The sequence below is a fragment of the Sphingobacterium sp. B16(2022) genome (genome assembly GCF_012030425.1).
In the GTDB taxonomy this organism is placed as follows: domain Bacteria; phylum Bacteroidota; class Bacteroidia; order Sphingobacteriales; family Sphingobacteriaceae; genus Sphingobacterium; species Sphingobacterium anhuiense.
The window spans coordinates 1,687,684-1,708,077 of sequence record NZ_JAAUVN010000001.1 but is presented as its reverse complement, the minus strand read 5'-3'; the positions used below and the strand labels follow the sequence as shown (position 1 = coordinate 1,708,077).

At 35.5% G+C, this 20,394-nt stretch carries 14 protein-coding genes; 7 read left to right on the top strand and 7 right to left on the bottom strand.

Annotated features, from left to right (window positions below):
• Positions 1-224 precede the first annotated feature (224 nt).
• A complete protein-coding gene (locus HCX49_RS07535) occupies positions 225-2,834 on the top strand; it encodes a BamA/TamA family outer membrane protein (RefSeq protein WP_168126673.1) in 2,610 nt (869 codons plus the stop codon).
• A 77-nt stretch (positions 2,835-2,911) separates the two neighbouring features.
• Here the strand turns inward: HCX49_RS07535 and HCX49_RS07530 are convergent, their stop codons facing one another.
• A complete protein-coding gene (locus HCX49_RS07530; protein ID WP_132768442.1) occupies positions 2,912-3,238 on the bottom strand; it encodes a hypothetical protein in 327 nt (108 codons plus the stop codon).
• A 141-nt stretch (positions 3,239-3,379) separates the two neighbouring features.
• Here HCX49_RS07530 and HCX49_RS07525 point away from each other — a divergent pair, with 141 nt between their 5' ends.
• Positions 3,380-4,606: an NAD(P)/FAD-dependent oxidoreductase gene (locus tag HCX49_RS07525; protein ID WP_132768440.1), complete on the top strand. Its 1,227-nt coding sequence runs from the start codon at positions 3,380-3,382 to the stop codon at positions 4,604-4,606.
• Between the two features lie 78 nt (positions 4,607-4,684).
• Here HCX49_RS07525 and HCX49_RS07520 read toward each other — a convergent pair whose 3' ends face one another.
• The gene (locus HCX49_RS07520) at positions 4,685-6,850 is read right to left on the bottom strand and encodes a S46 family peptidase (RefSeq protein WP_168126672.1); all 2,166 of its coding nucleotides are present in this window, start codon (positions 6,848-6,850) and stop codon (positions 4,685-4,687) included.
• Between the two features lie 143 nt (positions 6,851-6,993).
• On the opposite strand from HCX49_RS07520, the gene HCX49_RS07515 reads away from it, so the two are divergent.
• The gene (locus HCX49_RS07515) at positions 6,994-7,932 is read left to right on the top strand and encodes a hydrogen peroxide-inducible genes activator (protein ID WP_021189329.1); all 939 of its coding nucleotides are present in this window, start codon (positions 6,994-6,996) and stop codon (positions 7,930-7,932) included.
• A 6-nt stretch (positions 7,933-7,938) separates the two neighbouring features.
• Complete coding sequence (locus tag HCX49_RS07510) at positions 7,939-9,747, top strand: chloride channel protein (RefSeq protein WP_132768436.1); 1,809 nt, start codon at positions 7,939-7,941, stop codon at positions 9,745-9,747.
• A 20-nt stretch (positions 9,748-9,767) separates the two neighbouring features.
• Here the strand turns inward: HCX49_RS07510 and HCX49_RS07505 are convergent, their stop codons facing one another.
• Positions 9,768-10,358, bottom strand: coding sequence for a riboflavin synthase (locus HCX49_RS07505; protein WP_132768434.1), 591 nt, complete (start codon positions 10,356-10,358; stop codon positions 9,768-9,770).
• A 663-nt stretch (positions 10,359-11,021) separates the two neighbouring features.
• Here HCX49_RS07505 and HCX49_RS07500 point away from each other — a divergent pair.
• The gene (locus tag HCX49_RS07500) at positions 11,022-12,680 is read left to right on the top strand and encodes a GLPGLI family protein (protein WP_132768432.1); all 1,659 of its coding nucleotides are present in this window, start codon (positions 11,022-11,024) and stop codon (positions 12,678-12,680) included.
• 56 nt (positions 12,681-12,736) lie between these two features.
• Here the strand turns inward: HCX49_RS07500 and ychF are convergent, their stop codons facing one another.
• Complete coding sequence (gene ychF / locus HCX49_RS07495; protein ID WP_021191342.1) at positions 12,737-13,837, bottom strand: redox-regulated ATPase YchF; 1,101 nt, start codon at positions 13,835-13,837, stop codon at positions 12,737-12,739.
• Positions 13,838-13,907: 70 nt separating this feature from the next.
• On the opposite strand from ychF, the gene HCX49_RS07490 reads away from it, so the two are divergent.
• Complete coding sequence (locus HCX49_RS07490) at positions 13,908-14,249, top strand: Rieske (2Fe-2S) protein (RefSeq protein ID WP_168126671.1); 342 nt, start codon at positions 13,908-13,910, stop codon at positions 14,247-14,249.
• 29 nt (positions 14,250-14,278) lie between these two features.
• Here the strand turns inward: HCX49_RS07490 and HCX49_RS07485 are convergent, their stop codons facing one another.
• The gene (locus tag HCX49_RS07485) at positions 14,279-15,382 is read right to left on the bottom strand and encodes a hypothetical protein (RefSeq protein ID WP_021191340.1); all 1,104 of its coding nucleotides are present in this window, start codon (positions 15,380-15,382) and stop codon (positions 14,279-14,281) included.
• A gap of 423 nt (positions 15,383-15,805) precedes the next feature.
• Between HCX49_RS07485 and HCX49_RS07480 the strand changes: the two genes are divergently transcribed.
• Positions 15,806-18,463 (top strand): DUF5916 domain-containing protein, encoded by a 2,658-nt coding sequence (locus HCX49_RS07480; protein ID WP_168126670.1) that lies wholly within the window; start codon positions 15,806-15,808, stop codon positions 18,461-18,463.
• Between the two features lie 44 nt (positions 18,464-18,507).
• Here the strand turns inward: HCX49_RS07480 and HCX49_RS07475 are convergent, their stop codons facing one another.
• Both HCX49_RS07475 and HCX49_RS07470 read right to left on the bottom strand, forming a co-directional pair.
• A complete protein-coding gene (locus HCX49_RS07475; RefSeq protein ID WP_168126669.1) occupies positions 18,508-19,014 on the bottom strand; it encodes a GNAT family N-acetyltransferase in 507 nt (168 codons plus the stop codon).
• Between the two features lie 202 nt (positions 19,015-19,216).
• Complete coding sequence (locus tag HCX49_RS07470; protein WP_168126668.1) at positions 19,217-20,356, bottom strand: Atu1372/SO_1960 family protein; 1,140 nt, start codon at positions 20,354-20,356, stop codon at positions 19,217-19,219.
• Positions 20,357-20,394 lie beyond the last annotated feature (38 nt).

Sequence of the window (20,394 nt, the reverse complement as noted above, 5' to 3'; positions counted from 1 at the left end):
AGAGTTAGATGCTTTCTGGGGGCATTTTTATGGCAAAACATCCAAAGTGCAGTGCTGCAGTTATACTGTAATTTGTAAAAGAAAAAGTATAAGGCAAGTCCTATAACACTATTCTTACAACCAAATGTGATGATTTTTGTTGACTTCTATTGAAAAGCAGAAGTGCAATTAAATTTTTTACTGTATTTTAGTTTCAAAATTGACCTCGTATTAATTATTACCGTATGAATAATCAAAACCTTCATCTTAAAAAGCATGTCTACAGCATTGTAAGTACACTATTGTTCATCACTAATGTCTCTCATGTATGTGGGCAGTCGTCATTTAAAATGGAAGGTGATTCGGCAGTTGCCATGATCGATCCTACATATGATCAAGTGAGTAAGTTGCATCGTTTCTGGTTAGGTGATTCTTATCGTGAACTATACAATACGCCGGTTAAAATGCGGGTCATGCATCTTCAAAAGGAACTTGGCGGTCTTACTGTTGTCAAGCTTGGTGGAGGTATGCAAACACAATCGCTACGTTTAAGAGACAGTACGGGTAGAGAATGGGTTTTGAGGTCTATTAATAAATTTCCAGAAAGGAGTCTGCCTGAACATTTGAGAAATACGATTGCAAAGGATATTGTTCAGGATCAAATTTCAATTGCTCATCCATTTGGAGCGCTAACTGTACCGACTTTTAATCGTGTATTAAAAATCCCACATGCTAGTCCAGAACTGGTCTTTGTTGGTGATGATCCTGGTTTAGAAGAACACCGTGCTGTATTTAAAAATAGAGCTTATATGTTTGAGCCAAGAGTACCTTTGGAGGATGAAGATGCGAAAACTGACAATACACTTAAAGCGCAAAGAAAGTTGGAGGAAGATAATGATATTCAAGTGGATCAGCGTTTAACATTGCGTGCAAGACTACTTGATTTCATTTTAGGAGATTGGGATCGTCATGAGGATAATTGGCGATGGGATTCTAAAAAGATTGACGATAAGAAAGTGTATAGTCCAGTACCAAGAGATCGTGATAAAGTATATTATAAAACATCGGGTATACTTCCGGTATTACTATCCATGCAGTGGCTGAAAGCGCACTTGCAACCTTTTGGTGATCATATTCGCAATGTCGGTCAGTGGAATTTTAATGAAAGGCATTTTGACCGTTACTTCTTAAACCATTTGGATCGAAAGGATTGGAAAGAGGAAATCAAATTTGTACAAACGGTTGTTACTGATGCCGTCATAGATGAAGCAATAGCACAGATGCCAGATACTATTGTACGATTGGGTGGAGAACAGCTTAAGGGTCATATACGTGCTAGAAGAGATAATCTGATGTCTACTGCTTTAGATTATTATGGTGATCTAGCAAAGAACGTTGATATCGCCACTTCAGCTAAGAATGAGTTTTTATATTTTAACTATCATACTGACGGTTCGCTTGAGCTAGAAATCAGAAATAAAAGGAAAGATGGATCTGAAGGAAGGAAACTGGTTAAAAGAACATTCCTTCCGAAGGAGACAAAAGAATTACAGATTTATGGGCTTGATGGTTCAGATGTATATGATATTCGTGGTCAAAATAAATCGAAAATAAAGCTTCGGTTGATAGGGGGTAAGGGGAAGGATGATTACCGCATAGATCCTAATTTTGAGAACGGTAAACTTGTTTATATTTATGATGATAAGGAAGTTCAACCTAATTTTAAGAACACGCCTTTTATAAATCTAAAATTGTCAAATGATACCTTAGTGCATCGTTATGATCGAAATAGTTTCAAATATGATCGCACCGGTGTGTTGGCTTCTTTACAATATGGAGTAGATAAAGGCCTTTTGTTCGGGGCTGGTTATTTGATCGAAAAACAGGGCTTTCGAAAAGAACCTTATGCTTTTAAACAAGAGTTTTGGGCGCATTATACAACTGGACGCAAGTCCTTTAGTTTTAAATATAATGCCGATATTAAATCGATATGGAATAAAAATGACCTCTTGATTCAATTGGAATCTGATGGACCTAAAAACCAAGAAAACTTTTTTGGTTTGGGAAATAATACAGATTATGAACAGCGTAAAGAACGTGGGATTCAATATTATAGAAACCGATATGACGTTATTTATGCCAACTTTTTATTGAAGAGAGAATTTGCTGAAAACTGGAAATGGAAGATGGGTTCTTCTTCAGAATTTATTATGAGCCATGAAGAAGCTAATGAGGGACATTTTTTTGAAAAGTATGCCGCAGAAAATCCAGCTATACCTGTATTTGGTAAGTTTTTCTTTACAGGAATTCTAGGATCTGTTCAATACGATAGTCGTGATCAAAAAGATAATGCCAAAAAAGGTATTTTCTGGGATAATCTTATTGAGGCAAAGTCACAGTTAAATAGTAATGATAATCAATTTATAAGATTAAGATCTATTTTCAACTTTTATAAGACTAATGAAAGCGACTGGATAACTCTTGCCAATCGCACTGGATTTGAAACACTGATCGGTGATCCATTAATCTTTCAATATGCGCACTTAGGAGGTGAAAATAGCCTTCGTGGCTTTAACTCGAAACGTTTGAGTGGACAAACTATGCTCTATAATAATTTTGAGTTACGTTTTAAAGTTTTTAGTTATGATTCCTATTTGGTTCCTGGCACTGTAGGACTTATTGGTTTTCACGATGTGGGTAGAGTTTGGATGAAAAACGAATCCTCTAGTCGCTGGCACATGGGGTATGGCGGTGGCTTTTATTTTATTCCTGCTGATCTTTTAGTTATTCAGGCTGTTGGAGGTTTTTCAAAAGAAGGATTTCGTCCTTATTTAAGTATTGGTCTTCGTTTTTAAAATTACTTAAAATATTCTCCATGGATTGCAAAACACTGAGTTTGATACAATTCATGGAGAATATCGTTTTAGACTGCTTATTCTTTTCCACCAAAGGTCACCAGCACCATTCCTATTACAATGATTGTAGAACCAAGGATCTGCATCCAGGTCAAAGGTTGTTTAAAAACAAGAGCCATCGCCAGCTGAACTGTTAAAAATGTGCCCCCTGAACACAAGGCAATTACAATCGGCTGTGGAAATGTTTTGAATAATTGAATGAGAAACCAGCTTGCAGTGATTAGAATTATATTACCCGCAACTAACGCTGACCAGTGGTATTTTGGGTGAATTCCGCCATATTTAAAAATAATAGTTGAAACGATCTGACAAATCCAAAATAATAAGAAATAGAGATAATTCATGTCTGTGATTTACTGTTAATGATCCTTCAAATCTAATTGAATTTTAGGAAATACGAATTATTATTTTCATTTGTTGGTGTTGTTTTTCTTTTAAGAAAAAACAAATTGCCAAACCCAATGTTGTATTTGTAAATACAATTTATGGATTTATACGCAGGATTACCTTTTTGGATTATTAAAAATGCGCTTTACGATTATAACAATCCCTTAGAAAATGATTATGAAATTGATGTGGCAATTATTGGTTCTGGTATTACAGGAACACTAGTTGCGCACGAGCTCTGTGAACACGGTATAAAGTGTGCTATTTTTGATAAAAGAATCGTATCAAATGGCAGTACGGTTGCTAGTACAGCACAGCTGCAATATGAAATTGATGTTCCTCTTCATGAAATGATTAAGGACATCGGAGAAGCTCGTGCAGTTGGCGCTTATCGTGCAAGTTTAAGGTCTATTACAGATATCGAGCAAGTATTTGAGAAAACAGGTGTGAAGGGTGATTTTAAACGTGTCTCAACATGTTATCTGGCAAGTGATCAAGCAGGATGGAGTAGTATTAAAGATGAATATGAGGCGAGGGTGAAACATGACCTTCCTGTTCGTTTATTAAATAGGAAAGCATTAAAGAAGGAATATGGAATTGCAGGTCTTGGCGCATTATATAATGATACATCTGCACAAATGGATACTTATAAGTCTGCGATCGGTATTCTTAAGTATCATCAAAAAAAACATCAACTTCCAATTTTTTCTCCAGTTCAGATCGATCATTATCATGAAGTGAAAAATGGGTATGAACTATTGACGAACAATGGGTTTAAGATTCACTGTAAATACGTGATCATTGCCGCAGGATTTGAGGCGGGTCAATTTTTGCCAAAACAGGTTATGAATCTTAATTCAACCTATGCTTTAGTTTCTAAGCCTATTCATACAGGTCAATTTTGGAAAGAAAGAAGTTTAATATGGGAAACTGCGGAACCTTATTTCTATATGCGTACAACCGCAGATAATCGTATCATGATGGGAGGGGAAGACGAGGAATTTAGAGACCCTGATAAACGGGACCGTTTGTTAAAGGGAAAAGTTAAAAAACTGGTCAAAAAATTCAATAAATTATATCCGGATATTGCTATCGATGTCAATATGGCGTGGTGTGGTACTTTCTCTTCTACAGCAGATGGTTTGCCATTTATCGGTAGCTGGCCCGGTAAAAAAAGAATGCTTTATGCATTGGGATATGGCGGAAATGGTATTACATTTAGTATGATTGCCGCACAGGTGATCCGAAATATAATTTTGGGAAAGAAAGACTACCGTACGGATATATTTGGGTTTGGAAGATTAACAAACGATGGAGATTTATAGTTTGGTTTGAGATTTAAATAATAATAAAAGGCTTATCGGAAATACGATAAGCCTTTTATTATTTGTTGCAGGTGATACTTATATACCCATTTCTTTTAATATAAATTGAGCATTGTCAATTTTGTCTGCTACCCATAGTACGTAACGGATATCAACACCTATCGAACGGCTATAACTATCGTTCCATGCAAAATCATTAATGGTTGCATCGTATGAGCGGTCAAAATTGACTCCGATCAATTCGCCATATGCATTCATAATAGGAGATCCTGAATTACCTCCGGTCGTATCCATATTATAGAGCATATTAACAGGTACATCGTTCAGTTCTTTCTTAACATATGGTCCAAAATTCTTGTTTTCCCAAGCAGTTTTTATTTCAGCTGGATATTCAAAATCTGCCTCTCCAAGATTGCCTTTTTGTATAATACCTGCTAGTGTTGTAAATGGCTTCATGTAAGTAGCGTCAACAGGAGAGTAACCTTTTATGTTTCCGAATGTTAGTCTCAATGTGGAGTTCGCATCAGGAATAAAGTTTTTAGACTGGTACAATTCCTTAACTGCTACATAATCTCCCATCAATTTATTTAACACTCCATCTCTTCTTTTTTGCTCAACAGCAAATTGCTGAATATCTTGTTCTAGTGACGATTGAAATTTCATTAGGTTATCTGAATAAGCCAATAGAGTAGTCCTATTTGATAAAATATCATTAAATACTGCTGCGCTGTTATTTAATTTCGATTCTGTAATAAGCTCCCCGGCATATGCACTTGCAAGATTATTATCTTGGAACTTCAGTTTTTGAATTGTTTCGATTTGATTGTTCCCTTGGAAAGCATGTGCGTCAGCTAGCATCTTAGCAAAGATACGGAGATCTGCATACATGCTGTAGCTTTCGTAGATACCTTTTAAGTTTGTTTTTAACTTATTAATATTAGCTTCAAAAAAAGCATTTTGATCTTGTGATGTACTTTGTTGTAGCATCGCTGCTTTAAACGTATTTATCTCTTTTGCAACGCGCATTAAACTCGTGCTCGTGTAGATATTATTCATCCACATTTCCTTGTAGACGTCTTGATTGATTAATTTGTATAGGCCATCAATATCATCCATCAGAGTACCATATTTATTTTTTAAATCTGATTTGCTATTGATAAAAGTACTTAGCGCTTGATCTTCTTTTATTTTGGTATTTATTAAATCAATATTACGAAGACCTTTTAGTTTTCCTTTATAGTTTTTTAAAACATTAGCGTTTCTTTTAATACGTGTCGCTAAGTAAAGGGCGGCATCATTATCTGTTTTTCCTGCTTCGTACATGCGCTCATTTTGAAATTCATACAAATTAGAAACATAAGGCAGTAAAAAATTTTGTTGATATTGAATATATTGCGCAGGACGGTGTCTAAATGTTTTACCTGGATAACCTAAAATGAAGACGAAATCATTCTCATTAACACCTTTTGGGTTTACTTTTAAAAACTTCTTCGGTTGGTAAGGGACATTTTCTTTTGAATATTTTGCAGATGCCCCATCTTTACCAACATAAGCACGTAAGAATGAATAGTCTCCTGTATGTCTTGGCCAGATCCAGTTGTCGGTTTCACCTCCAAATTCTCCGATGTTTTGACGAGGAATATATACTAAGCGTACGTCTTCAATTGTTTTATATCGGAATAGTACATATGTCTTACCGATAAACATTTCAGAAACTTCAGCTTTGATCGTTGGATCCTGTTTTTGAGCCTGTTCTACCAGTTCTTGTTGCTTTTTCTTAATAATTGTTATTCTTTCGGATGGATCCGTGATATGTGCAACTGCCGCCAGAATTTTCTCAGAAACATCTTCGTAAGAGTCTGTAATACGTATAGTTAGTCCTCTTGCTTCAATTTCTTGTTCATGTGACTGTGCTACGAAACCATTTTTAAGATAGTTGTTGATGGGAGTACTCGCAAGCTGTACTGCTGAGAATGCACAGTGATGGTTCGTGATGATCAATCCACTTCCTGATACAAATGAACCCGTACATCCGCTTACTTGTACTAAAGCATCAACTAGTCCAACTTTTCCTGGATTATAGATATCCTTTTCATTTATTTTTAGTCCCGCATTTTTCAATCCCGCTTTATTCAATTCGCTAAGAGGAAACATTCCTTCGTCAGGAGATTTCGCATGGATAGTAGGGGCAGCTGTTGCTAAAAGTAGGAGTAAACTCCAGGATTTTGTATTCAGTAACTTCATGTTTGTTTATATATTATTAAATAGGATTGTTCTGTCCGATCGAAGCTCAAAGATAAAAAATATTAAGTACATATCTTTCGATCGCGATTCGATCATTTGGTATGAAATATGTTTGTTACTTTTGTATAAATAAAATTGATAAGATGACGCTCATTCAATTAGAGTATATAGTCGCCGTTGATACATATAGAAACTTTGTAGCCGCTGCCGAAAAATGTTTTGTAACACAGCCCACGTTAAGTATGCAAATCCAGAAATTGGAGGAGTCTATTGGAGTTAAAATTTTTGACCGAAGCCGTCAACCTGTAATCCCTACTGAAATTGGAGAAAAGATAATTGCACAAGCTCGTATTATTCTGATAGAAAGTAAAAAAGTTTTGGAGATTGTCCAAAATGAAAATGGTGAATTGGACGGAGAGTTACGTATAGGAGTGATTCCGACGATAGCCCCTTATTTGTTACCGACGGTTCTAACACGGTTTATGGATAAATACCCCAAAATGCAATTACAAATTTGGGAGTATACCACCGAAAGAATTGTTCACGAGTTGAAAGTAGGACTTTTGGACTGCGGGATCTTATCGACACCATTACATGAAGCAGGAATAATTGAAAAGCCACTTTTTTATGAAAACTTTGTGGCATATATTTCGGAAAACAGTCCGCTTTTCGGTAAAAAGATGTTGAGCTCTGATGACATCGGAGAGGATAAGCTTTGGTTATTGAATGAAGGTCACTGTATGCGTGGACAGGTATTAAACATCTGCCATCATAAACATAATTATGATAGTTCTGGTCGTTTTGAATATAATACCGGGAGTGTAGAGACTTTAAAAAAGATGGTGGATATCAATTCGGGAATTACAATATTACCCGAATTATCTATTGTAGATTATAATGAAGATCAGCTAAACCGGATTCGTTATTTTAAAGCTCCGGAACCTGTCCGTGAAATAAGTCTTGTAACAACACAGAATTTTGTCAAAAAACAAGCTATTGAAGCGTTATCGCGTGAGATTATGGAAGCAATACCGGAGAAGTTTAAATCAAAGAAAAAGAAAGAGGTTCTAAGTTTTCAATAATATAAAATGAATAGTAAAACATTAAGAGGCAGGCTTAATAGAAAATTAGATGCGCTTAATCATTGGCGGATGCATAAAATTTCGAATCGAAACTTTATCATTATTTTAGCTTTTGTAGTCGGGATTATAGGTGGGGTAGCTGCTTCTGTGTTAAAAGCATTAACGCACTTTATTGCTTCGACCTTACAGGATGATGTGGATTGGCATTATAAATATTCATTCTATTTATTCTTCCCATTATTAGGTATTCTTTTGAGTGTCTTGTATGTGCGTAAGGTGCTAAAGGCGAAACATCTTGAGCACGGTATAACACCGATTATTTATGCCATTTCCAGAAAATCGAGTCAGATTCCTGTTCACAATGTCTATTCGCAGATAGTCACCTCGGCTATAACCGTTGGGTTTGGAGGATCTTGTGGATTAGAGGCACCTATTGCGATGAGTGGATCTGCCATCGGATCTAATACGGGACGGTTTTTTGGCTTGCAATATAAAGAGGTGACGATGCTATTGGCTTGTGGGGCTGCAGCTGGTATCGCAGGCGCTTTTGACAGCCCTTTAGCAGGGATGGTGTTCGCCATCGAAATTTTATTACCGGAATTCTCTATTCCGGTGCTTATTCCGTTACTGATTTCGGCTGCAATGGCATCGGTAGTTGCACAATCATTATATAGTGAACCCCTATTTCACACTTTTAGTACGGAGTGGGAGGTATCAGCACTATTTTTCTACTTATTGTTAGCTTTATTGGTTGGTGGATATTCTGTTTATTTTGCGAAGATCAGCAGTATTGTCAAGAATTGGTTTACTAATATTAAAAATCCTTACAATAAGGTGTGGGTTAGTGGCATATCATTGGGGTTGATGATCTTTATCTTCCCTGCTCTTTACGGAGAAGGATATATTGCGATTCAGCAAATATTGAATGGTCAATTTAATGCCATTGTTAAGAATAGTCTATTTGCAGATTATCAGGATATCGGGCTTGTAATATTAGCTTATTCGGTCTTAACTCTTTTTGCCAAATCATTTGCCGCTCTGTTTACCCTTAATGGTGGTGGAAACGGCGGTGTTTTTGGTCCTAGTCTGGTGATGGGCGGGCTATTGGGCTTTGCTTTTGCTTATGGAGTCAATCTGACAGGAATAACAGAATTGAATGTTCCTAACTTTGTAGTGGTCGGCATGGCCGGCGCCTTGAGTGGAATCATGCATGCACCATTGACAGGTGTTTTTCTAATCGCAGAAATCACTGGAGGGTACGGATTGATGGTACCGCTAATGCTTGTCACTTCCATTTCATATTTAATTAATAGATCGATACTGAAATACTCTATTTATACGAAAGTTTTAGCTGATTCAGGAGACTTGCTGTCTTACGAGGACAAGGATCGATCTGTATTAAGTATGATGAAGGTAAGGTATGTTTTAGAAACTAATTTTGTCATACTAAGACCTGAAGAAACCCCTAAAATGAGACAATCTGATATTATTCACAGTAAGCGTAATATTTTTCCTATTGTTACTGAAAAGGGCAAATTGCTAGGTATCTTATATAGCGAACGCTTATTTTCTATTTTGTTGGGTGAGGAGGAAGGTATCGACCAACCTTTTAGTAAGTTAGCGGAAACACCTACTGATCTTGTTAAAATACATGAAGAAGATATGGAGTCGGTCATGCTCAAGATGAAAAAAGATGATGTATGGATATTACCAGTGATTGATAAGGATGGGAATTATCTCGGTTTTGTATCGAAATCAAGTGTCTTTAATAAGTATAGGGCATTGCTGATGCGACAAGGACATTATTTGGAGTAACATAAAATATGGCTTTGAGATTAACCTCTCAAAGCCATAATTTTTGATACATATTTGCCTATGATATCAAATTCCAGATTTACTTTTGTACCTACTTCTACATTTTTTAAGTTTGTGTGTTCAATAGTGTAGGGGATAATTGCGACAGAAAATTGATCAATTTTAGAGTTAACTACAGTCAGGCTAATCCCGTTTACTGTAATAGATCCTTTTTCAACTGTGATATTCTGAAGCTTTGGATCATATTGAAATGTAAATACGAAACTTCCATCTTGATCTTGTTTGTTAATACATGTTGCTACCTGATCAACGTGACCTTGTACAATATGTCCGTCAAAACGCCCATTGGCCTGCGTACAACGTTCTATATTCATGACATCGCCAATCTTTAAATCTTGAAGATTTGTTTTTTGCAGTGTTTCATCAATTGCAGTTACTTGATGCAAATTTTCTTCAATTCCAACAACGGTTAAACAAACTCCGTTATGGGCTACACTTTGATCTATCTTTAATTCATTGGAAATCTGGCTCTCGATATACAAATGAATATTTGTATCTTCTTTGACAATATCTTTGACCTTTCCTAAGGTTTCTATAATTCCTGTAAACATGTGTTTTTCTGATTTTATACAAAGATAAAGATAATCTGAGGATATAAAAACACTTAGAATCATTCTAAATTGTAGTAAAATCACTACAATTTAATATTATTAAAAAAAATAAGAATAAATAATTTGTTATAGTGTAATATATACACTATCTTTGTTGCATCATAATTTAGGTTTATAATTGGTTTTAAAGGTTTTCATTCTCCCCGTTTGAAAACCTTTATTTATTTATAGCGATATTATTTATCTTTTAAGTTTTAATATTGTCATTTTTCTAATTATATAGGTTTTAATTCGATTTCACTGTTTTTTATTCAAAAAAAGTTATTGTGTTGGATTTACACCATATCAAATGGGGCATACTGATATCTTATTACTGGTTAAAAGAGTTGCAGTAATGGTATTTTTAGCATTATTTTTTATTGAAAAATAATAAATAACGTATCGTTTTACACTATATTTCCTTATTATTTTTTCAGTGTTCAAATAATTATTTTGTAAGAATAATAAATATATTTTACCTTTGACGTAGGTTTAGGTTGATTACCTCTTTCAAGAGGTACTTTAAAGCCTGGGAAATCGCTCGATTCTCTCAGGCTTTTCTATTTTATAGCCATATTATCAATCATTTTTTTAAATTTGAAGATTAATCATTTATTCCATACTATGCGTATATTATATCTATTTCTATCTCTCTTTTTTTTCCAATCACTTTATGCTCAGAAAGGCATTTTAGTTGAATATCAGCGTTCCAGTAACAATAAAGTTATGGAATCGCAGGATCCGACTTTAGTTTATGCAAATGCCGAGCAAACAGTGATTACAAGCCGTAAGATTATGAGCGGTGAAGCGAAGATGCCTTATGAGATTTTTGTTATTAAAAGACCTTCAAATGCTTATTATAAGATGACACGGGTCAATGCAATGAAACAAATAGGTACAATTGATTCCAATGCGATCAATAAACAAAATTTGGAAATTACTAAGGAAACTAAAAAAATATTAGGCTATACTTGCTATAGGGCAAAAACTAGTGTAAACTCGAATAGCATTGATATCTGGTATACGACCGAGCTGAAGGTAAAAGGTGGTCCTTCAGATTTAGGGCAGAACCTTGGCTTTGTACTTGAAGTAGTCCGTAATGGTAATTCTGCAGTAACAGCAAGTAAAATTGAAAAACTAAAGGAATGGCCAACGTCATTAAACTTGCCTCAGTCATTGGTTTATGTTGATGATTTGACCTATAAAGATGAGCTGTGGAAAAGCAGGTTTACACAAGTTCCTGTCTTTAAAAATGAAAAGATCAGCTTCTCCGATGATAGTAAATCGGATAGTATTTTAAGATTTGCAAATGGTACTGTCATTGTTAAAAAAGTAAAAATTCCAAAGATTAATCCAGGACAAACTGTATTTGTGCAATTGACTGAAAAATCTAAAGGTGACGCTTACGATCGTACAGGTTCTGTTTTTATTATTCCTCAAGATCAGCAACTGTCTTTTTTAGATGGTATGCAAAAAGGGATGAATACGCTACCGTTTTATGATAATGGCAATGGTAAAAAATACCAAGGTGTGATCCGTACGGCTATTTATTCTCCTATCTTAGAGCTTATGCGCTTCTTTACACCTTTTGGTGTGAGTCAATTTAATTATTTAAAATTGAAGGGCAAGACCTGGCAAGATTCTGTATTATATAGACAGGATATCAGCGAGCTTGCGGGGGCTATCAGTGATCAGGAAGTTTATGTAGGTGCTTTTATTGGAAATTATGATAAAAATGGCCATGAGATAAGTCTTGAATTGACGGTACATCCGGGGTTTGATAGAAGCCAATCATTAAAAAAATTACTGCCAATTTTTAATACTACTAATGTAATGGAAATGGGTGGGCAGGAGTACGGAACGATGTTCAATAAGGATCAAGGTTTGGTAGTAACTTTTGAGTTGAAGGAGGATGCGGAAAATGTTCAACTGCGCTATGTTACTACTGGACATGGTGGATGGGGGAATGGTGATGAATTTGTCCCTAAAACAAATCGTATATTTCTTAACGAAGTGCCGTTATTTAGCTTTACACCATGGCGTAATGATTGTGGATCATATCGATTAAGTAATCCTGCTTCCGGAAATTTTGCTAATGGTCTATCTTCTTCGGATTTGAGTCGTTCTAATTGGTGTCCAGGAACGGTAACTTATCCTATTTTTATCGATATAGGAAAACTTAAAGCTGGAAAGCATACTGTCCGTGTTCATATTCCGCAAGGCGAAAGCGAGGGAACAAGCTTCAGCAGCTGGAATGTATCGGGTGTATTGTTATATGACTAAAACGAAAAGGGCTGAAAATATTTATTTTCAGCCCTTTCTAATTATTTTAATATTAATTATACATTGAATCTGAAGTGCATAATATCACCATCTTCAACAATATATGTTTTTCCTTCTACCGATAATTTACCAGCTTCTTTACAAGCTGCCTCAGATCCTAATTCGATAAAATCATTATATTTAATGACCTCTGCACGGATAAATCCTTTTTCAAAGTCTGTGTGGATAACACCTGCTGCTTGTGGGGCTGTAAATCCTTTTTCAATTGTCCAAGCACGAACTTCCTGCACACCAGCAGTAAAGTATGTTGCTAAGTCCAGTAGTGAATAAGCTGCCACGATCAATTTAGAAACACCAGATTCTGCTAAACCTAGATCATCTAAGAACATCTGACGCTCTTCAAAACTTTCTAATTGTGCAATTTCCGATTCAATCTGAGCAGAAATAATTAATACCTGTGCATTTTCATCCTTAACTTCTTCTTTTACACGGTCAACATAAGCATTACCGGTATTGACAGAAGCTTCGTCCACATTACACACATATAATACAGGTTTTACAGTTAGTAATGCTAAATCTTGAATGAAATCGAAATCGTCTTTTTCAAGAGGTGCTGTACGAGCTGATTTACCAGCTTCTAAATGGTCTTTTACAATAGATAAGATTTCGTAAGTGCGTTTTGCATCTTTATCTCCACCTGTTTTGGCCATTTTTTCTACTTTTTGAATACGTTTCACAACAGTATCCAAATCTTTCAACTGTAACTCAGTATCAATGATTTCTTTGTCACGAATAGGATCTACAGATCCATCAACATGGATCACATTGCCGTCATCGAAACAACGTAAAACGTGAATAATTGCATTTGTTGTACGAATATTCCCTAAGAATTGATTACCAAGACCTTCACCTTTAGAAGCGCCTTTTACTAAACCAGCGATATCAACAATCTCAATTGTATTTGGAACAATTTTTTGAGGATTAACCAATTCAGCTAATTTATTAAGACGGGTATCAGGAACAGTGATAACCCCAACATTTGGTTCAATAGTACAAAAAGGAAAGTTTGCCGCTTGTGCTTTAGCGTTAGACAAACAGTTAAATAGTGTTGATTTACCTACGTTAGGTAATCCAACGATACCGCATTGTAAAGCCATAAAATATGCTAGTTTTTTGAATTTACGCAAAGATAAAAAATAAGTCGAAACTTTCTATGTATCTTTAATTATGTTGCAATGGTATAAGATCGATAAGGCGAGTATTTATATTGAAGACCGAATTTATGAGGTAGAAGCGGGGCGTACCCGGTTGTGTATTTTGCATAATGCAAATGGCTGGAAAGCATTTTCTAGGAAATGTCCACATGCGGGAGCTTCATTTGTAACGGGTTGGTGCGAAGGTGAAGAGATTGTTTGTTCTTATCACCGGCATAGATTTAATTTGACAAGTGGCACAGGTTGTCCCGGACAAGGGGATTTTATTAAGATATACCCTACTAAAGTTGAAAATGAAGAATTGTATGTTGCCATTGAATCTTCAGGTTCTTTCTTTAGCAGGCTATTTAAATAAGAGTTTTTTTGATTAATGATTGGATACGATTATTTGTTGTGCGGATATTCCTGTATCCAGTTAAAACCACGATTCATTAACTCAAATGTTTTCGGATCTCTTTTTTTAAGTCTGATTTCTTCCAATCGCTCTTTTATTTTTACTTTTAATAGCACATCACCATTCTCCTCCAGTTTATAATCAAAGGTGTAATTGTTTAAGGTCATCTTATTTTCTGATGTATTAAAGCCGACTCCGATTCGTTGTACATTGTAAAAATTATCACGAGCTCGTGCATTTCCTTCATATTCAAAGATTAGAAATGACCAATCATTGGGTATGCTAACTCTTTTTTCTGAAGTTGTGTCAATTTGATAGATACCATACAATGGCGATTTTTTGAAATATTGTGCTATTATTTTTTTTTGATTAAAAACACCAAATAGCTGGGTTGAGATAAACAGCATAATCACTAAGACTTTGCATATCGATGCAACCCACTTTTTCCATACTCTATTGAACACTGGCCTATTAATTTGCTTAAGTTGACTAGACTCGCCTTTGAAAAAAAGGTCTGTTAAAGATTTGAGATATGGAAGTAATAAAAATACCGATAATAAGACTAGTGCAGTTGACATCAACTTTACAGGTACATCGTAAAAATAGTTTATGGCCATTATATTTAAACTTGTAGCCACTGTGATTAAAGCGCCTAAAACCATTGTTTTCCTAAACAGGAGTAGGCCTGCCATTACCTCCACAATACCAATAAAAATATTGTATCCTTTCGAAAAACCAAAGAAATTCCATGCCAATCCCATTGGAGAAAATTCACCTAGAGGTTGCATAAGCTTGGTCAATCCTGGAGGCGGCATTTGCGCATGCATCAATTTGCTTACACCATAGTTGATGAGCATGAATGCAATGTAATAGCGAATAAAAACCGTCAACCAATAATAGCACTTATTGTAATTATTTCTTTTTGTATCTATCAAGGTCCAAATGATGGTTCCCAGAACTCCAATGATAACTAATATCAGAAGTGTTACCCAGTCATAAGAAGTATCTCCGCTACCGTTGGAGAAAATGGAATAGTCGTATTGATATTTTAATATATTTTTCGAAAACCATGGTGTACAGATATGCATTAGCATAATCAATGGTCTATTGATGAAGCTGAATAGAGGGAATGAACCGTTATTACATATCACTATAAATAATAAAATAAAAACGAAAGAAAAACGGAATCCTATTTTTTTTCCAAAACTCCAGTATATGGTCGTGTTATTAGTGGAATTAATCATAAAAAGGTTTAAATAATTAGCTATTGATTACTAAGATAGTGTTTTCATTTAATTTTCCATTTACTTGCGAGAAATATTGTTGGGATGTTTATAGATTGATGCTAGGAACTGAGTTCGGTATGCTTTTTATGAATCTTAATTCTTAACAAAGGAAGTTATCTTAATAATCTGTTGCAAATTCAATTATAGTATGATTTATTTTATTTAACTTGGTCGATTGACTTATATATAACACCAATATTATATAGAACCTACAAAAATAATTGGATAATTATGAAATATTATTGTTTCCTGGCTTCTTTGTTCATCCATAGTCTATGTCAGGCTCAGGATCAAAGAAAAGAGGTCGTTTCTTTAGACAGCGCTTATAAAAGAGCGTATCATATTACAAAACTTACAGGAGAACAGCCTCGAATTGATGGGAAACTGGATGAAACTATATGGAAGGATAAGGGAGAATGGTCGGAAAAGTTTTCTCAGGTAATTCCTTTTGAACGCGTTTATACACCCTCATGGACTCGGATGAAAATATTTTATGATGATGAAAATGTTTATGTAGGAGTTTATTGTAAGGATGTACACCCGGAAACCATGAATGCATTTATTGGTAATCGCGATGATAACAGTAATGGAGATTTGATCAGTATTGCATTTGACACCTATCATGATTATCGTGTGGCATCTGAATTTAATGTTAATCTCGGGGGAAATAAGACAGATTTGACGGTGACGGATAAATTATCTGTCAATCTGAGTTGGAATACTGTGTGGGAAGGACGGACGAATATCGACCTTGCAGATTCAAGCTGGACGGCAGAACTGAGGATTCCTTTTAGTCAATTACGTTATAATCAGAAAAATGAAGATGGTATTTGGGGTTTACACGTAAGGCGTATCATTCGGAGAAATAATGAGGTCCAGAATTGGAGTTTAATTCCAATAAAAAATAATGGACATGTTTTTTCTTTTGGAGAGATGCACGGTATGACAGACTTGCCAAAGCCAAGAGGAATTGAATTTTTGCCATACACGATGAGCAAATTTGTCCGAAATCCGAAAGTACCTAACAGCCCTTTTCAGAAAGGGAGCAGGTGGCAAGCCACTGCGGGTTTAGATGCGAAATTTGCACTGAATGATTTTACACTGGATATGACTATAAATCCAGATTATGGTCAGGTTGAACTGGATCCGTCGGTCATGAATCTATCTGCTTTCGAGATTTTTTATGATGAAAAGAGACCTTTTTTTCTTGAAGGTAAACATATTTTGGAGTTTGATAATAATGAAGAGGGGATGATGTTTTACTCCCGTAGAATAGGAGCAATGCCTACTTATCAACCCAAAAATATAGATAATCTGACAAGTTTTGCGAGCACACCAAATCCTATTCCCATTTTAGGTGCTATGAAGTTAACGGGCACGAACAGAAATGGTGTTACAGTTGGGTTTCTGGAAAGCATTACTGCGGAGACTAATTCTAAAGTGATGCGAAATGGTGAACCCGATAAAGAGATTACAGAGCCTTTAACCAATTATACGGTGGCTCGTGTACAAAAAAATTGGGAAGGTAATACGCTATTAGGTGGTATGGTAACTTCGGTAAATCGTAAGTTAGGAAGAAAACATCTGGAAGATGCAATGGTTGAAAATGCTTTCACAAGTGGAGTTGATTTTACGCAGTACTTTGCTAAGCGTCTTTACTATATCGATGCAAAAGGTATGTTCAGTACTTTACATGGCTCAGCGGATGCGATCCTTAATACGAAAATGAATGCGACCCACTATTATCAACGTGAATCAGGCTCGGGGTATCTGAATTTAGATCCGGATAAGAAGACCTTACAAGGTACAGGTGGTTATGTAAAAGTGGGTAAGAGAGGAAATGCGCAATGGAATTTTGCAGAAACTTTTAGTTGGTCATCACCGGGATTCGATCTTAACAATGTGGGGTATCTTCGTCAATCTGATTTTAAATTTAATGAATCTGAGATCACCTATCGAAAAACAGATCCATGGGGCCCATTTCGTTTTGCAGGAATTAATCTAACGCAGAAAAATATGTGGAATTATGGTGGAAAGGCTATTAATAATAATATTGCACTCCGTTGGAGGAGTTTAAGTACGAAACGTCGTATCGAAATGGATATCAAGGAAACCTTTAACTGGAATACCATTGATAGCCGTCAACTTCGTGGAGGGCCAGACTTAAGATTGAATTCTAATTTTGAATCTAATGTAATGGTTAGTTCAGATCGTGCAAAACGGATCGTTTTTAAATTAGATTATAATGGGCGACACTATTTGGAACAGGAAACGGGGTATAATGCAATACACCCAAGCATGATTTTCCGGTTAGGGGACCATGTTCGTCTTACAGGACAGCTAAATTATGCATGGAATAAAGATAATCTGCAATATGTAAATAGTATTTTACCAACGGAAAACAGTATAGATCGCACGACCTATGTTATGGGGCGTATGAAACAACAAACCTATGGTATTACCTTAAATATGCAGATGAATCTAACACCTGATATTTCAATTCAATATTATGGTTCTCCTTTCACTTCAGTTGCTAAATATGATCGCTTTAAAGAAGCCGCGAATACAGATTCTCACACTTATGAGGATCGTTTTAGAACGTTTACTGTAGAGGAATTAAGTTTTAATTCAGGTGTTTATGAAGTTGATAAAGGAAACCATGTGCTAAAGTTCAAAGATCCAAACTTTAGTTTTAATGAATTTCGCTCAAACTTAGTTGCGCGCTGGGAGTATCTTCCTGGATCTACTTTGTATCTTGTCTGGGAACATAATCGATCTAATCGTGACGAGATTTATCAAACCGGCTGGGGAAATAATCTAGATCGGATGTTTGGGTTACCCGCAAGCAATACTTTTATGATGAAGATCAATTATTGGATCAATATGTAGTATTCGCTTCTTATCTTGCTGAGAATAAGAAGCGAATAGTTTTTTTATAATGCTATCTCAAACAAGCTAAATGATCCTTCTTTATAATGTTCAGGTAATTCTGGGGTCCATTTAATTTGACTCACTCCTTTAAACATAAAACCACAGCTTATGTAGTAGTTGTTTATTTTATCATTCCCACTATGAGTATCTAGTCTAATGAATTTTTTTTCATTTGCAATTGCATATTCTTTAGCCCAAGCGACGATTTTTGTTACATAAGAATTTCCTCTAAATAGAGGATTTGTCGCTATTCTGTGAATATAAATTGCGTTATCGTTAGCAGATTCTTTCCAGATAACATCATCTTTGAAAGTAAGTACAAATGTACAAGCTACAACTGATCCTTCTAGTATAACAAAATGTCTATTTTCATCGATCTCCTTTTGTACCTGAGCTAATTTAAACCCCTTCCATCCTTTATTACCAACTTGTAGTTTATATGCTGAGGCCTGTTCGTAAACTTTGAAGATATCCTCAATATCATGAGCTGTGCTGTTTCTTATTTCCATTTCTAAATAAATTTCTGATGTACCTGCTTATTTTCACTTTAGTAACATCATTTGGTGATCTGTGGCAAATATATTTTATTTTTTCCTTTAACAGGGCAAGGATAATGGGATTCAATTAAAAAAGATAGGGATCCACCAGATTTCTATAAGCTCTAGGACGAAATGGAAGTTTTTAGCTGATGAACAATGAAGCTTAATTTTTTTAGTCAATTTCAAAGATAGCTTGAATTTCTACAGCAGAATTTACAGGAATGGAAGATGCACCAAATGTTGCGCGGGCATGCTTTCCTTTTTCTCCGAAAACATCAACTGTAAGATCAGAGGCTACGTTCATTAAGTCAGCATGCTTGGTATAACCTTCGGGTGTATTGAATATTCCAGTTAACTGAACACAGCGTTTAACCTGTTCGAGATTTCCGCCAACAGCTTCGTTTAGCACAGCTATCACATTCAGCATTGTTGTTCTGGTCGCTTCTTTTACTTGTTGTTCGTTGAGTTCTTTTCCTAATTTTCCAGGATTAAGAATCTTTCCGTCTTTTAACGCTACCTGGTTGATGAAGATTAAATTACCTGTACGAATGTAAGGTTTGTAATTACCTGCTGGTTGGGGAACTTCTGGTAGTGTAATCTTTTTTTGTTTTAATGTTGATGCAACTGTTGTTTTATTTTCTAACAAAGTAACAGTGCTCTTAAAGAAGGTGCCTTTTAAGGCAAGTGCAATTTTGGCAAAATTTTCACCTTGGAGCTTGATTAAATAGCGCTCACTTTCGCTTGGTCTTTCGACATTTTTTGCAGAGGAAAGACTTGTTGTACCCAATACCGTGTTACCTTGTGGAATTTTGACGTCAATTTTTTCATTACCACGAATGCCATTTGAAACGAGTATCATCCCATGTACAGCGAGGCTATTCCAAATGGATTGAATGGCTAGTTCTTTACCCGCGCCGCTACCTGCAGACATGAAAACGGTAGCAGGCATACCTTCCAAACCATGTTTTGTCCAAAGATCGACAGTCTTTGATAAAAATTCGCTCATAGCAGTACTCATGTTCCCAAAATAAATGGGTGAACCAAAAGCTATTCCATCATATGATGAAAGTTCATTTGGGGTAGCAACAGGAATTTCTTTTAATTTTGCATGCTCATTTTTTTTAACCATTTTGATAATTGCTTCTGCTTGATTGGAACTTTCTAGTCCTTTTGCAAATTCTTTAGCGAGCTCATAAGTGCTTCCATTGTCGGAATGTATGAGTACAAGTACACGCGCTTTTTTTTGTTGTGCGTGTGCTACAATTGAAAATATTGATATTAATGCGATTAATATATTACGTAAGTTAATCATAGATCTTAATTATTATGTTCCCTTACAAAATTAGGTAA

What these genes read in the sequence shown, in the direction of transcription:
- HCX49_RS07515 (WP_021189329.1), top strand. Translation starts at nt 6,994, where the DNA reads ATGACGCTCATTCAATTAGAGTATATAGTCGCCGTTGATACATATAGA.
- HCX49_RS07530 (WP_132768442.1), bottom strand. Translation starts at nt 3,238, where the DNA reads ATGAATTATCTCTATTTCTTATTATTTTGGATTTGTCAGATCGTTTCA.
- HCX49_RS07485 (WP_021191340.1), bottom strand. Translation starts at nt 15,382, where the DNA reads ATGCTAATGCATATCTGTACACCATGGTTTTCGAAAAATATATTAAAA.
- ychF (WP_021191342.1), bottom strand. Translation starts at nt 13,837, where the DNA reads ATGGCTTTACAATGCGGTATCGTTGGATTACCTAACGTAGGTAAATCA.
- HCX49_RS07510 (WP_132768436.1), top strand. Translation starts at nt 7,939, where the DNA reads ATGAATAGTAAAACATTAAGAGGCAGGCTTAATAGAAAATTAGATGCG.
- HCX49_RS07500 (WP_132768432.1), top strand. Translation starts at nt 11,022, where the DNA reads ATGCGTATATTATATCTATTTCTATCTCTCTTTTTTTTCCAATCACTT.
- HCX49_RS07520 (WP_168126672.1), bottom strand. Translation starts at nt 6,850, where the DNA reads ATGAAGTTACTGAATACAAAATCCTGGAGTTTACTCCTACTTTTAGCA.
- HCX49_RS07480 (WP_168126670.1), top strand. Translation starts at nt 15,806, where the DNA reads ATGAAATATTATTGTTTCCTGGCTTCTTTGTTCATCCATAGTCTATGT.
- HCX49_RS07535 (WP_168126673.1), top strand. Translation starts at nt 225, where the DNA reads ATGAATAATCAAAACCTTCATCTTAAAAAGCATGTCTACAGCATTGTA.
- HCX49_RS07525 (WP_132768440.1), top strand. Translation starts at nt 3,380, where the DNA reads ATGGATTTATACGCAGGATTACCTTTTTGGATTATTAAAAATGCGCTT.
- HCX49_RS07490 (WP_168126671.1), top strand. Translation starts at nt 13,908, where the DNA reads ATGTTGCAATGGTATAAGATCGATAAGGCGAGTATTTATATTGAAGAC.
- HCX49_RS07505 (WP_132768434.1), bottom strand. Translation starts at nt 10,358, where the DNA reads ATGTTTACAGGAATTATAGAAACCTTAGGAAAGGTCAAAGATATTGTC.
- HCX49_RS07470 (WP_168126668.1), bottom strand. Translation starts at nt 20,356, where the DNA reads ATGATTAACTTACGTAATATATTAATCGCATTAATATCAATATTTTCA.
- HCX49_RS07475 (WP_168126669.1), bottom strand. Translation starts at nt 19,014, where the DNA reads ATGGAAATAAGAAACAGCACAGCTCATGATATTGAGGATATCTTCAAA.